The sequence below is a fragment of the Leptospira weilii serovar Ranarum str. ICFT genome, assembly GCF_000332415.1.
In the GTDB taxonomy this organism is placed as follows: domain Bacteria; phylum Spirochaetota; class Leptospiria; order Leptospirales; family Leptospiraceae; genus Leptospira; species Leptospira weilii_A.
In genome coordinates this window covers 15,062-28,723 of record NZ_AOHC02000053.1, presented here as the reverse complement: position 1 = coordinate 28,723, position 13,662 = coordinate 15,062, and the positions used below count along the sequence as shown (strand labels likewise).

Genomic DNA, 13,662 nt, shown 5'->3' with positions numbered 1-13,662 from the left:
CAACACAACTCTTCCTGAAGGGCGCGTTGTGGGAATCATTTAGAAGAAGTTTCGGAAAAGCTGTATTTGATTCCTAAGATACCTTGCACGTCTTGCATCCACTGGTGTTGTTCACCGGAAAGCTGCGCCGCAGTGGGAACGGGAACTCTTACCATCCCTTCCAAACTTAGGTTTCGGGAAGAAAAGGAAATTCCGGGATTCAAATAGTATTCGTATGATTTCATGCCGCGAAAATTATTTCCGGGTTCTCCGACGACGTAACTCCTATTATCCTGGAAACGTTTGATACTCGAGAATTGAACAAAGAAGTTCATCTTGGAACTTTCTCCGACTTCCGGAAAAACAGAATAATTGAATGCGATCGTGGATTTTGCAGATTCCAAAACGGAAAGTCCCGCTTGGTTACCGATCATTCTCGCGTTAAAATCCATTTCCAAACCCGCGTGACGTTTCATATAAAGAAACATTACTCCGGAACTACTTCCGTTTTGCAGAGAATTCGTATTCCAATTTTGTAAACCCCAACCGGGAATTTGGTTTCTGGAATCGGTGATCCGATCCATGGTTCTTTTTTCGGAAAAAGCGCCCGATACAAGTTTGCCGTTTCCGGAGGAAACGTCGTTTACAAAAACCGTTTCGGAAACGGGTAAAAATTGAACGCTTCCGTGTGGAACCACGGAAAATAAAAAAGGTTGAAACATTCCGGAAAAAGAAAGTCCCGGAGTTTTGATAAAAGTAGTTTCGGGCGCTTTTTGCTCGGGAATCGAATCGTCTTCCGGTCCGAGTTTGAGTTCCATCGGATCCTTATAGGGAATTGCAATTACCTGTAGATATTTTTGACGATTGAGATCGAAGTCACGAGAAAGATGGTAGGGTGAAAACGGACTCAGGGAAGGGTCCTCGACCGAAAAAATCGAAACTCCGAATAGAAACAAAAATAAAGATAGAATGAAAGATCTCTTTTTGTTCATAAAAAGTTCCATCTGTAAGACTATGGAAATAGAACAGAACTGTCAGTATAAAATTGCAAAATGAGGTGATTTTTCCGGGAATTCCAGGAGGATCTATGTGAGGAACCGACTATGGAAACACTGATTCAAAATTTCGGCGCTTGTTCGATACCGTCTCCCGCAGATTACGAGTATTATACGAGCGATTCTGCCAGATTGATATTCCAAACCGTGTTTCAATCGAAAGAAGATTGGGACTCTTATGTCCAAAACGATCCCGATTTTTTCGAGCAGGCCGGACCCAGGGAAAAAATATATTTCCGTCCCGAGGAAGTAACGGCCGGGATCGTAACCTGCGGCGGTCTTTGTCCCGGAATCAACGACGTGATCCGTGGAATCGTGATGGAACTTTATTATCGATACGGTGTTTCGCGCATCCTCGGATTTCCGTACGGTTATCAAGGACTTGTAAAAAAATATTCTCACGAACCGATCGAACTCACACCGGAAAAAGTAGCGCATATCGTGGAAGAAGGCGGGTCCATGCTCGCTTCTTCTCGAGGAAATCAATCCTCCTCGGAGATGGTGGATTGTCTCCTTTCCTACGGAGTAAAAATGCTTTTTTGTATCGGAGGAGACGGAACTCTCAGAGGTGCGAGGGAGATCGTGGGTGAAATCGCAAAAAGAAAAGAAAAAATTTCCATCATCGGAATTCCGAAGACGATCGACAACGACATCAATTACGTACAAAAGACATTCGGTTTTTCTACTGCGTTTTCCAAAGCGATGGAATCGGTCGAATGCGCGCACGTGGAAGCGAAAGGAACGCCGAACGGAATCGGCTTGGTCAAACTGATGGGACGTCATTCGGGATTCATTGCGGTCAACGCGGCTCTCGCTTCCAGAAACGTAAACTACTGTCTGATCCCGGAAGTGAACTTCGATCTCTACGGAAACGGGGCCTTTTTGGACGATCTCAAAAAGAGAATCCAAAAAAAGAAACACGCGGTGATCATCGTGGCGGAAGGAGCCGGTCAGAAATTTTTCGATTCGACCGAGGAAAGAGATCCTTCCGGAAATTTGAAACTCAAGGACATCGGACTTTTTCTCAAAGATACGATGATCGAGTTTTTCAAAAAAGAAAACATTCCGGTGAACATCAAATACATCGATCCGAGTTATATCATTCGATCGATTCCGGCTAACGCGGAAGATTCCGTCTTCTGCGGTTTTTTGGCTCAGAACGCGGTTCATGCGGCGATGGCCGGCAAAACGGATATGGTCGTCGGCATGTGGAACAACGTGTTCACTCATCTTCCGATTTCCATTGCGATTCAGGAAAGAAAGGTATTACAACCGGATCGAAGTACGTTGTGGAGATCGCTTTTGGCTTCGACCGGACAACCGGCGCACTTGTTAGGAGTTAGGGGCTAGGAGTTAGGGTTTAGATTTCAGAGATTTTACAGAATCAGAAAATCATACTTTGCTAAAGTCTGATCGTCCTTTTAGGAAAAAATCCCTCTGAATTCTATCCACTGAATCCGAGTATACGTCCTATAAAAAGTTGTCGGAATTACGGAAGGCGAACCATAAACAACGTGTAGTCGTCGTGCGGATCCGCGTCTCCTCGAAACGCATCGGTTGTATCGATGATAAGTTCCTTTAAGGCTCCGAGAGGCATATCTCCGTTTCGTTCGATGAGTTTGGTGAGATTTTCAAGGCCGTACATTTCGTTCGATTCGTTCATCGCTTCGCTGACTCCGTCCGTATAAAGAAGCAAAAGATCTCCGGGAGAATAATCGATCTCGTGCTCGTCGATCTCGGATTCTTTGATTCCGAGAGGCATCCCTTTACCGGAAAGACTAACGACCTTTTTTTCTTCGGCCTTATAAAGAACTTGTTCGTTGTGTCCCGCGCTGGAATAACGAATTTTTCGTTTTGCCATATTGATTCTTGCGAGCATCACGGTGACGAACATAAAGTATCCGGATTTTTCCTGAATGATTCGGTTGGCGCTCATCAAACTGATGCTAGTCGAAGAATTTCTGGAAACTTCTCCCGAGATGATCGTTTTGGAAAATTCCATAAAAAGGGCGGCTGCGATTCCTTTTCCGGAAACGTCGGCGATGAGAACGCTGACTTCGTCCGGATTGTGATAGATCAGATCGTAAAAGTCTCCTCCGATTTCTTTCGAAGCGATATAACTCGTTTCCAATTCCAATCCTTGAATCTTCTTCGGAATGTTCGGCAGAGAATTGACCTGAATTTGGGAAGCGATCTGCATGTCCCTATGAATCGAATTGAGTTTTTCCTTTTGTTCCTTGGAAAGCAGAGAGTTGTAGGCCTCCGCAATTTGATTGGAGATCGTGCTCAAAATATTTTGATCCGCATTGTCGAAACTGTTTCCCGATTTTTTATCCGCGGAACTTAAGATTCCGATGATCTTTCCGTCCTGACGAATCGGAACCGAAATGAAGGATTTGGTTCTGTATCTTTCGGGGCGAATCCAGTCGTATAGGATCGACGTGGTGTTTTGAACGAGTATCGGAGCGCCGGTTTCGATGATCCTGCGGATCACTCCTTCCTTTTCATTGATGAAATATTCTTCGTCACTGAGACTGAAACCGATGCTTTTTTTGAGTTCGTATTTTCCGTTTTTCGAATTGAAAAAGATCAGAGAAACCCTTTCCGCTCCCATCACTTCCGAAATGGAATGTACGGTGAGATTTAAAAACTGATCCATCTCCGATATATTCGAGATCGCCTGACTGAGTTGAAACAAACAATCGAGTTCGTTCGCTCGACTTTTTAAATCTCGAATCAATCTTCGATTTCGAATCGCGATCGCTGCGAGATCGGAAAGATATTGAAGAACCTTAATGTCTTTGTTCGTAAACTCGTTTCTTTCCAGGGAATTGACCGCTTCCAAAACTCCCTGGATTTCTCCTTGAGTACTCATCGGAACGCAGATCAGATTGTTGGTGACGAATCCCACGGTTTCGTCGATGTTTCTGTAAATTCGCGGATCGTTCGCGGCGTCGTTTACGATCACCGGTTGTAACGTTTCCAGAACTATCCCGGCGATTCCTTTTCCTCTCGGAACTTTCAGCTCCGCCAAAGAATCTCCCTTTGTGCCTTTGGCGACGTTAAATACGAGACAGTCTTCGTTCGGATCGTATAAAAGAAGGGAACAACCTTCCGTATTGAGTACGTCTTTTGTGGTTTCTATGATGATGCCGAGGAGTTCATCCAAGTCGTCGGTCGAGTTGATTCTCGCCGTTATATCGGAAATTAAAGATAAGGATAGTTGCCTTTCACTCATAAGGGAAATTAATAGATGATTCTCCAAGGAGAATTCAATCATTGGACACAAGAAAGTTCTCCCTGTCAAGGAGTTTCAACGAATCGAGAACTTCGGGAAAAACGGAACCGAGAAAGAAAACCGGAGATTGTCGGCGGATTGAATAAAGGAACCTTTTTAAAAAAGAAACGAATCAGGATTCGATCAAAGAACCGATTCCTTGATCCGTGAAAATTTCGATCAGTATGGAATGGGAAACTCTTCCGTCGATGATATGAGTTCTTCGTACTCCGTGATCGATCGCATTTAGACAACATTCCACCTTGGGAATCATTCCTCCTGAAATTTCTCCCTTTCGAATGTATTCCTTCACAGTCTTTCGGCTGAGACCCGTTGCCAATTTTCCGTCGATCAAAATTCCTTCCGTGTCGGTAAGTAAAATTAATTTCTCCGCCTGGAGCGCGCCCGCGATTTCACCGGCAAACGTATCCGCGTTGATGTTTAAACTTTCTCCTTCCTCGTTTTCCGCAACCGGAGAAATGACGGGTATAAATCCTTCCTTTTGAAGGTTGTGAAGAATCTCAGGATTAACGGATTCGATTTTTCCGACAAGTCCCGCATCGAAGAGTTGTTTTTCTTTTCCTTCCAGTTCGATCTCGATCGGAGTTTTGATCGCCTTTGCAAGGTTCCCGTCTTTGCCGGAAATTCCGACGGCCTTACCTCCCTGAGAATTGATCATAGAAACGATTTGTTTGTTCACCTTTCCGGTAAGAACCATTTCCACAACTTCCATCGTCCGAGCGTCCGTAACTCGATGTCCGTGAACGAATTCGGTGGGGATTTTCAAACTCTCCAAGAGTCGATTGATTTCAGGTCCGCCTCCGTGAACGATTACGGGATGAATGCCTACGTATTTTAAAAGAACGATGTCTTTTGCAAAAGATTCTTTTAGATCGGCCTTGGCCATTGCGGCTCCGCCGTATTTGATCACAACCGTTTTGCCCGAATACTTGGTGATATAAGGAAGGGCTTCGAGGATATGATTGACTCTTTCCAAAAGTTTTTCCATGAGAAACAAAAGAATCCTTGTGTCTTACTCTGTCATCTAGAAATACGGGAGAGTAGGTTATAGAGTTGTCTTCACAAAATCGGGAAACAAACCAAAAGAAAAACGTAATTCTGACCGGAGGCAGCGGCGGTTTGGGAAGAGCCGTTGTGGAATCCCTTGTATCCGAAGGTTACTCCGTAACCAATTTGGACGTTCAATCTCCGAAAGAAATTTTTTCGGGAGAGTCTTTTCTGAATACGGATCTTACAAGAAGTGAGGAACTTTTTTCTTCGCTCTCCGAATGGGAGAACTTGGTTTCTTCCCAAAATCAGATTCCGTACGGTTTTGTTCACTGCGCCGGATACGGAGGCCCTTATCATAAAATCACCGAAGTCGGTTTGGAAGAATGGGATCGTATTTTTTCGGTAAACATCCGCTCCGCTTTTCAGATTGCGAAGTTCCTTCTTCCTAAATTCAAAAAATTGCAACTAGGAAGATTGTTGTTCATCGCTTCCTCCTTGTCGGTCGTCGGTTCGGCAAATTCGGTCGCGTATTCCTCTTCCAAACACGCTTTGATCGGTTTTGTAAAATCTCTCGCGGACGAATGGGGTTCTTTCGGAATCACCGTGAACGCGATCAGCCCGGGTTATATGGAAACCTCGATGGGAATTCAGGAAGATCAAGTTTCCGATCACAGAAAAAAAATCATCCGGATGACTCCGTCTCGTAAGATCGCATCTCCTTTTGAAGTGGCGAGGGTCGTTTCCTTTTTGTTAAACGAAGAATCTTCGTATATCAACGGCGCCAACTGGACCGTGGACGGCGGCATCACGTCGGTTTAAATAATTAAGGACAATGAAATAAAAGGAAACGAACGGTTTCCCGAAAAATTGCCGAGCCTGCATAATAGAGTTGTTGAAAAATTCCATAGTGGCCGATTAACAAAACTGCTTCAATCGTCCATTTCAATGAAACAGAAACAGATGGAGAATTAATTTTTCGACAACTCTCATAAAATGGGTTTGGATGAAATATTAAAATTACATAAAATACTAATTTAACCCGAAAAAAAGATTCCGCAAATTCTTTTGTTCTTCCGAAGGATGTTCCTCAAATCGAAATTGGCTCGTTTGAAAACGTTTGGAAAGTTTCAACTTTCGTTTGAGAATTTTCCCCCTTCTTGAAATCAAAAGTTCCACCTTTTCACCCGGCTTAAATTGTTTCAAAAGATCCTTACGATTTCCGGAATGAATCCGAGTCCCGTTCAAAGCGATCCATTCGTCTCCCTGACTCAAATCCACGGAAGAATCCAAAACTTTCCAATCGACTTTATGGACGAAAAGATTTCCCCTTTCCTCTCTCGTTGCGAAACCGAGCTCCACTCCGGGACCGGAATCCGATCGTTTAACGCCGATTTTGTGTAAGTATTTTTCGATCGGAATCGGAATCGGTTTAACCAGATAATCGCCGAATTCCGATTTGAGGTCGACTCCGGTGCGTTTTTTTGCCGCTTCGAAAAATTCGATTTTTGTAAACCCTCGATTTTTTCCGATATGAAAGGTTTGATAAACTTCGTTCATCACATCCAACAAGGAATGTTTTCCGGAGGATTCGGACAAAAGATGAAGATCCATTGCGAGAGCCAAAATTCCGCCCTTGACGTAATACGAAATTCCGGTGTTGTTCGCGTTCGGGTCGTTCGGACGATTGTAGAATTTGGTCCAAGCCGTAAACGAAGAATCCTCGAGGCTCATCCAAGATTCTCCTTCCGACTTTTCCAAACTCTGTAAATCTTCCATCACTTTTGCAAGATACGATTCCGCGTTGAGATGTTTGGTTTTAACTAAAAAATACGCGTCGTAAAAGGAAGTGATTCCCTCCGCGATCCATAATTCTTTCGTTAAACTCGGCTTTTGATAATCGAAAGGACCCAAAGCGATCGGACGAATTCGTTTCACGTTCCAGAGATGAAAATATTCGTGGGATAAAAGTTCCAAAAGTTTTAGATATCCGTCTTTCGAAATAACCTTCAAGGGATCGTACATATTTACGGAAGAGTTGAGATGTTCCAAACCGCCGTAGGCGCCTTCGGATAAAATCAGGATAAACAGATAACGCGCGTTTGGCGAACCTCCCAAAGAACGAATCTGTTCTTCCGTGATTTTTTGCAGATCGGGGATCAAAGTTTTCCGAACGGATTTGGGTAATTCCCCCTCGAGTACGATTTCGTGATCGTATTCTCCCGAACGAAACAAAACGGCCGCGCGATTGGATAAAAGAACGGGAGCGTCCAAAAATTCGTCCAAATTTTCGGAAAAACGTTTTTTTCCTTTGCCGTTTAAACCCGTATGGCAAAATTCAAAAGGAAGAGTATTTGAAATTTCTAATGTGATTTCGGAAACTTCCACGTCCTTCGGATATAAAAACAAAGCGGGAGGATGCAAAAGACAAAACTCGGTCGTAAAATAGTTGGAACGAACCGAATAGTCGTAACCGTAGACCACGTAACGCACACGAAAGGATTGGCCTTCGGAGCGGACGCTCCAAGAGTCTAAACCGATTTGCAAAACTTCCGGATTCTTTTCGTTTTTCCCTAACGCAAAGGTTTCAAATTTGTGAATATGTCTGGAATAATCCCGAACCATATAAGATCCGGGCGACCAAACGGGCAAAGAAAGAATCGTTTCTTTTGGGGCGGACTCTACCTCCAATTCCACTTGAAGATAGTGTCCCGTAAGTTGATATTCTTGAATTACAAAGTGAAGTTTAGACAATCATTTACCGCTGACTTTGGAAATCTCTTGGAGAGTTTCTTCCACGGTTGTTGTCGGGTCGACTTTTCTCCAAACCTTTTGAATCTTTCCCTCCGGAGAAATTAAAAAAGAGTCTCTGGAAAGACCTTTGAAAACTCGACCTTTCCATTCCTGATCTCCGTAAGCTCCCAAGGCTTCGCTGAGTTTATGATCCGGATCGGACAACAGAGGGAAGTTCAAGGAGTATTTTTGAATGAAGTTTCCGTGAGAATCCAAATTATCCAAACTCACTCCGTAAACTTTCGCTCCGATTTTTTTGAATTCTCCGATATTGTCCCGATAACTACAGGCTTGTTTGGTACAACCCGGAGTATCGTCTTTGGGATAAAAATAAAGAAGAGTCCAAGAACCCGCGATATCTTGGGGAAGGTTTACGTTCTTACCTTCCGTACTTTCCAAACTGATTGCGGGAAGATCGGTTCCCAACACTGAATCTGACATTTCAATTTCCTCGTTGATTTGAATTCCGGATGAATGTAAGAATCAGGATTTTAAAAGAGATGCAACCGCTTTTCCGTACGAAACGAAAGATTTGAACCGAATAAAAATGTTGAAAATTAGACAATCTAAACTTCTAATTCATATACTTCTGCATTAAAATTCATATTTTCTCAAACGGAAAACATCAACTTTGAAAACGATTCTATTCTTCCTTTGTACACTCATTCCTTCTTTGATTTTTTCAGAAAATCAAGAGTTTTGGAAACCGATCGATTTGAGAAAAGGAAATTGGATCGCGACGGACGATTTTCAAAAAGAATATCCGAACGGAATCGATCCGACTTTTCCCGAAGTGAAAAAAATTTCGACCTTCCCGATCGTTTTAAACGAAATTTTCGAAACTCCGATCGGAACGGGTTTGAAAGAATACACGTTGCAGACTCGATTTCACATCGAAGGAGATCTCCGGAACACAAAGATTTACAGACCGATCTTTTTGTATCTGGAATCGATCGGAGAAAACTGGGAAATATTTTTAAACGGTCATTCTTTGGTTCGGGAAATCCATTTGGATTCTTCCGGAAAAGAAATGTTTGTCCGAAGGACGATCCGAAGTTTTCGTCTTCCCGTCGATTCCAGCTTACTTAGATCCGGGGAAAATCTTTTGACTTTCCGTTTGATCGGAGACGCTCCGGCCTCGGCATTTTCCAAAAACGTGGATCTCGGTTTTTACATCGACGGAGATTATTCCCTCACTACCGAACCGAAACTTTCCGGTGAGATTTCCACGTTAGTCAACCTTTGCCTGAACACGATTTACGTCTTCTTCGGACTTTATCATCTTCTCATTTACGCAAAAAGAAGAGAGGACTTGTACAATCTCTATTTCGGAATTTTCAGCGTTTTTATGGCTTTGTATTCCCTTTCGAGATCCAACATCGCGTTCGACGTGATTCACGATACGACCTGGATTACAAGAATTGAATATTCTTCGGTTTCGCTTCTTTCACCCTTGTTTCTGCTGTTCATGCAGGATTACTTTTACGGAAGAGCCAAGTTTTCGAAAGTGTTGTTCGGAATTTTGATTTTGAACGTGATGATCGCGGTCGCGACTCTCACGGAACCGTTTCGATATACGATGACAAGTTTGAGAATCTGGCAGATTTCCATTCTTCCTACGCTTGTTTATCTTCTTTACTTTATGAGTAAGGCGGTTTATCTCCGCAAAAAAGACGCGATTCTTTTGGCGACGAGTATGTTTACGGTCGTTTTTATCGCGGTTTACGACGTGATCGATTCGGTTTTCTTTCAATCCGGAATTCGTTTCACTCAGTTCGCGTATTTTCTTTTCGTGGTCGCGTTAACCGTCATTCTCGCCAATCGATTCATTTCTTTGTATCGCCAATCGGAAGACTTAAACATAGAACTCAGTCAACAGAAGTTGGAACTCGCCAGACAAAAAAACGCGTTCTTTCGTTTTGTTCCGGTTCAATTCTTAAACGTTCTTGGAAAAAATTCCGCCGTGGAAGTAAATCTAGGCGATTCGGTTCTCAAAGAGATGAGCGTTTTATTCACGGACATTCGTTCGTTCACTACGATTTCGGAACAGATGACCCCGGAGGAAAATTTTCGTTTTATCAACGACTACCTCGCAAGTATGGAGCCGGTGGTACAAAAACACGAAGGTTTCGTGGATAAGTTTATGGGCGACGGAATTCTCGCCTTATTTTCGGGAGAAGGGGAAGCGATACAATCTCGTCTTCGCGGTAAAACTTCCGCGGATAAGGCGATTCTTGCGGCGATCGAAATGAAAAAAGCGGTCCAGGCGATTAACGCGGAAGCAAAGGATTCTCACTTTCGAGGTTTAAAAATCGGAATCGGGATCAATACGGGAAACCTGATGCTCGGAACCGTAGGAAGTCGTTCCCGATTGGATACGACCGTGATCGGAGATACCGTAAACGTCGCTTCTCGTTTGGAAAGTCTGACCAATCTTTATCGCGCCGACATTCTGATTACAAAAAATACTCTTTCTTCCATGACGATCGCGGACGATCTTGCGATTCGTGAAATCGATTCCGTCGTAGTAAAAGGAAAAACGGATCCGATCATCATTTACGAGGTTTACGAAGCGGACGTACCTCCTATGCGAAAACTGAAAGACGCGACTCTTCCTTTGATCACAAGAGGAATCATTCTGTATAAGGTCGCGGATTTTCAAGAAGCTCTCATCAACTTCGAACAGGCGCTTAAGGTTTTTCCGGAGGACATCGTTTCGATTCTTTACCGCAAACGATGTCAGGAATACATCGCTTCCCCGCCTAACGGAAATTGGATCGGAGTCCAACATCTTTTGGAAAAGTAAGGAAAGTTCCCATAAACAATCGTTGCCAAAGTTCATTCTTCCGTGGAGACTGGATCGGACGTGCAATCTTTTCGGGTCATAATCTTACTGAGTAATTTGTGGGTAAGTTTATACTTTGGGCTACACGACAAAATTTTCAAAAACAAAACAACGGTTTCGGAGCAAACCTAAAACCGTTTCATAAGGGAACCGGCATATGATTTCTTACGCGGTCTATAAAATGATCCATATCTTCGGAATTTTTCTACTTTTTACCGCGCTGGGAGGAGTCACACTTCATGTTCTGAACGGTGGCACCAAAGAATTCTCCAATCGTAAAATCGTAGCGATCACACACGGAATCGGCCTCTTTTTCATTTTGTTAGGCGGATTTGGAATGCTTGCAAGACTCGGACTGATCTGGCCTTGGCCCGGCTGGGTGATCGCAAAATTTGCGATCTGGTTGGCCTACGGCGGACTTTTGACGATGGTTTATAAAAAACCTACGTTGGGAAAAACATTTTGGTTCGGCTTTCCTTTGCTCGGCCTTGTTGTGGTCTATATCGTAATCTACAAACCGTTTTGATCGTTTCCATTCACTTTCAAAAATTAAGAGAGAAAATACAATCCGAGGAAATTAAAAGAGATGGCAAAAAAAGCGTCCACAGTCAAAAGCGTTTCCAAAACGAAGAAGGATTCTTCGATTCAACCCATCCACGACTTCTTAGGTTCTAGAGATCTGCCGCATCCGGTGGATCGTCTGGAGGACGTTCGAAGAAGGGCCCGCAAATTTCGGGAAAAAATGCTCTCGGGTCCCCAGGTAATTTTTTACAGATCTTACGATTTAGTCAGGGTTCCGTATCCTACACGTTATGCGCTCTTGAACGCCTACGCACTTCCGACTCCGTATATGCACATTCTCAACCGATTGTTCATCGTTCAGTACAAAACTTCGAGCGGAATCAAAACGCTTTTGTTTTCTCCTTCCGATATAGATAACAACGCGGAAACCCCGTTTTTTAAAAGACTCGCGGGCGGTTTCGGACCGTTCCAATCCATCGGTAAAAAGATCATCGCTCCGATTTTAAACACGGTCGAAGAATGTCTGAAAGACGCGGGAATTTCTCCCGAAAAAGTGGATTATATTTCTTACGATCATCTTCATACGCAGGACATTCGCAAATGGTTGGGGGCCAACGGAGAAAAAGGCTACTTTCCGAACGCGAAACTTTTAGTGATGAGACAAGAATGGGATTCCGTTCAAGGGCTTCTCCCGCCCCAAGCCGATTGGTATTGTCCGAACGGAACCGGAGGAGTGGCAAACGATCGGATCCTGACCTTAGACGGAGACACGTCGTTGGGAGAGGGAATCGCTTTGATTCGCACACCGGGACATACCGTAGGGAACCATTCTCTCGTGGCGCGTACTCCCGAGGGAATTTTTGTTTCGAGCGAAAACGGAGTCAGCGCCGACAGTTATTCTCCGTTACATTCTCGAATTCCCGGAGTGAAAAAATACGCGAAGGCCACCGGAATGGAAGTGATCTTAAACGGAAACACTCTCGAGATCGGATTGGAACAATATATCTCCATGGTTCAGGAAAAGGAAATGGCGGGAGTTTCTTCCAGAAATCCGAACTTTTACAACGTTATGCCCTCTTCGGAGATGACGAGCTACTGGCTGTTTCCGGGAACCGCGCCTACGTTCAGTTTCGGAAGATTGTCCTTCGGTTCTCCCGTAATTTAAGGAAATAGAATATGATTTTATTCATTACAGGGTGCGCGGGCGGTCTTGGAAAAAAATTAGCGGAAGACGCTTTTGCCGCGGGACATTCGATTTTAATCACGGATATCAACGAGAAGGAACTCAAAAAATTCGCCGCCCCTTGGAAGAATGAAAAAGATCGCGTCCTTGTTTCCAAACTCGACGTAACTTCTCCCGGCGATTGGAAAAAAGTAACGGACCTTGCGATCAAAAAATGGGGTAAGATCGATGCGCTTCTAAACGTGGCGGGTTATCTGTTGCCGGGTTATATCTACGAAGTTCCGGCGACTCATATCGATCGACATATGGACATCAACGCAAAGGGTGTGATGTACGGAACGAGGGAAGCGGCGACAAGAATGGTTGCGGCCGGAGCCGGACATATCGTAAACATAGCGTCGCTCGCGGGAGTGGCTCCGATTTCCGGGATCTCTTTGTATTCCACCTCTAAGTTTGCGGTGAGGGGTTTTTCACTTGCGATCGCTCAAGAACTCAAAGACAAGAACGTTTTTGTCACGGTCGTTTGTCCGGACGCGATCAAAACTCCGATGCTCGATCTGCAAAAGGATTACGAACAGGCTTCGATGACTTTTTCGGGAGGTAAGGTCTTAACGGTCGAAGAAGTTTCCAAAATCATTCTCGGTAAGGTTCTTACCGAAAGACCGCTTGAAATTTTGATTCCAAGGAGTCGCGGCATTCTTGCCAAAATCGGAAACGCATTTCCCGGAACGGCGGCCATCTTAGGCCCGATGCTCCGAAAAAAAGGACTCAAGAAACAAATCGTTTATACCAAAGGTTAAGAGATTTCCCCGAGTATTGTCTTTTACTCGAAACTCACGTTATTGAATAGAGTGTCCGGATTCTGCCTTTAAAACGGGAATTCGTCTTAAAATTCACGGTACTCGATTCTGTGGATATCGGTAGGACCTCTCTACAAAAGGGCGATTGAAAACCCTTCTTTTAAGAACTAGGAGAGGTCGCCATCGACGTTGAAGTTCAT

Annotated in this window: 11 protein-coding genes; 6 read left to right on the top strand and 5 right to left on the bottom strand. The window is 44.0% G+C overall.

What is annotated here, in order from left to right:
- Positions 1–35: 35 nt before the first annotated feature.
- Positions 36–971 carry an LIC_20087 family outer membrane protein gene (locus tag LEP1GSC060_RS17790; RefSeq protein ID WP_003010161.1) on the bottom strand — a complete coding sequence of 312 codons (936 nt, stop codon included), beginning with the start codon at positions 969–971 and terminating at the stop codon, positions 36–38.
- A 111-nt stretch (positions 972–1,082) separates the two neighbouring features.
- On the opposite strand from LEP1GSC060_RS17790, the gene LEP1GSC060_RS17785 reads away from it, so the two are divergent.
- Positions 1,083–2,384, top strand: coding sequence for an ATP-dependent 6-phosphofructokinase (locus LEP1GSC060_RS17785; RefSeq protein ID WP_003010201.1), 1,302 nt, complete (start codon positions 1,083–1,085; stop codon positions 2,382–2,384).
- 139 nt (positions 2,385–2,523) lie between these two features.
- Here LEP1GSC060_RS17785 and LEP1GSC060_RS17780 read toward each other — a convergent pair whose 3' ends face one another.
- Together LEP1GSC060_RS17780 and argB are read right to left on the bottom strand one after the other, a co-directional pair.
- On the bottom strand, positions 2,524–4,272 hold the full coding sequence (locus LEP1GSC060_RS17780) for a GAF domain-containing SpoIIE family protein phosphatase (protein WP_003010219.1): 1,749 nt from the start codon (positions 4,270–4,272) through the stop codon (positions 2,524–2,526).
- A 172-nt stretch (positions 4,273–4,444) separates the two neighbouring features.
- Positions 4,445–5,320, bottom strand: coding sequence for an acetylglutamate kinase (gene argB / locus LEP1GSC060_RS17770; RefSeq protein ID WP_003010232.1), 876 nt, complete (start codon positions 5,318–5,320; stop codon positions 4,445–4,447).
- A gap of 65 nt (positions 5,321–5,385) precedes the next feature.
- Between argB and LEP1GSC060_RS17765 the strand changes: the two genes are divergently transcribed.
- The gene (locus tag LEP1GSC060_RS17765; RefSeq protein ID WP_003010283.1) at positions 5,386–6,141 is read left to right on the top strand and encodes an SDR family NAD(P)-dependent oxidoreductase; all 756 of its coding nucleotides are present in this window, start codon (positions 5,386–5,388) and stop codon (positions 6,139–6,141) included.
- A 210-nt stretch (positions 6,142–6,351) separates the two neighbouring features.
- Here the strand turns inward: LEP1GSC060_RS17765 and LEP1GSC060_RS17760 are convergent, their stop codons facing one another.
- Together LEP1GSC060_RS17760 and LEP1GSC060_RS17755 are read right to left on the bottom strand one after the other, a co-directional pair.
- Positions 6,352–8,073, bottom strand: a complete 1,722-nt coding sequence (locus tag LEP1GSC060_RS17760; RefSeq protein WP_003010213.1) for a M61 family metallopeptidase — start codon at positions 8,071–8,073, stop codon at positions 6,352–6,354.
- Complete coding sequence (locus LEP1GSC060_RS17755; protein ID WP_003010170.1) at positions 8,074–8,553, bottom strand: peroxiredoxin; 480 nt, start codon at positions 8,551–8,553, stop codon at positions 8,074–8,076.
- A 190-nt stretch (positions 8,554–8,743) separates the two neighbouring features.
- Here LEP1GSC060_RS17755 and LEP1GSC060_RS17750 point away from each other — a divergent pair, with 190 nt between their 5' ends.
- The 4 genes from LEP1GSC060_RS17750 to LEP1GSC060_RS17735 all read left to right on the top strand — a co-directional run bounded on the left by LEP1GSC060_RS17750 (position 8,744) and on the right by LEP1GSC060_RS17735 (position 13,462).
- Positions 8,744–10,918 (top strand): 7TM diverse intracellular signaling domain-containing protein, encoded by a 2,175-nt coding sequence (locus LEP1GSC060_RS17750; RefSeq protein WP_003010331.1) that lies wholly within the window; start codon positions 8,744–8,746, stop codon positions 10,916–10,918.
- A 196-nt stretch (positions 10,919–11,114) separates the two neighbouring features.
- The gene (locus tag LEP1GSC060_RS17745) at positions 11,115–11,483 is read left to right on the top strand and encodes a SirB2 family protein (protein ID WP_003010263.1); all 369 of its coding nucleotides are present in this window, start codon (positions 11,115–11,117) and stop codon (positions 11,481–11,483) included.
- 60 nt (positions 11,484–11,543) lie between these two features.
- A complete protein-coding gene (locus LEP1GSC060_RS17740) occupies positions 11,544–12,644 on the top strand; it encodes an MBL fold metallo-hydrolase (protein WP_003010314.1) in 1,101 nt (366 codons plus the stop codon).
- An 11-nt stretch (positions 12,645–12,655) separates the two neighbouring features.
- Entirely contained in the window at positions 12,656–13,462 is an 807-nt protein-coding gene (locus tag LEP1GSC060_RS17735; protein ID WP_003010321.1) for an SDR family NAD(P)-dependent oxidoreductase, read from the top strand.
- The last annotated feature ends 200 nt before the right edge of the window (positions 13,463–13,662 follow it).

Coding starts and splice junctions, on each gene's coding strand:
- LEP1GSC060_RS17790 (WP_003010161.1), bottom strand. CDS start 971: ATGAACAAAAAGAGATCTTTCATTCTATCTTTATTTTTGTTTCTATTC.
- LEP1GSC060_RS17785 (WP_003010201.1), top strand. CDS start 1,083: ATGGAAACACTGATTCAAAATTTCGGCGCTTGTTCGATACCGTCTCCC.
- LEP1GSC060_RS17780 (WP_003010219.1), bottom strand. CDS start 4,272: ATGAGTGAAAGGCAACTATCCTTATCTTTAATTTCCGATATAACGGCG.
- argB (WP_003010232.1), bottom strand. CDS start 5,320: ATGGAAAAACTTTTGGAAAGAGTCAATCATATCCTCGAAGCCCTTCCT.
- LEP1GSC060_RS17755 (WP_003010170.1), bottom strand. CDS start 8,553: ATGTCAGATTCAGTGTTGGGAACCGATCTTCCCGCAATCAGTTTGGAA.
- LEP1GSC060_RS17745 (WP_003010263.1), top strand. CDS start 11,115: ATGATTTCTTACGCGGTCTATAAAATGATCCATATCTTCGGAATTTTT.
- LEP1GSC060_RS17740 (WP_003010314.1), top strand. CDS start 11,544: ATGGCAAAAAAAGCGTCCACAGTCAAAAGCGTTTCCAAAACGAAGAAG.
- LEP1GSC060_RS17735 (WP_003010321.1), top strand. CDS start 12,656: ATGATTTTATTCATTACAGGGTGCGCGGGCGGTCTTGGAAAAAAATTA.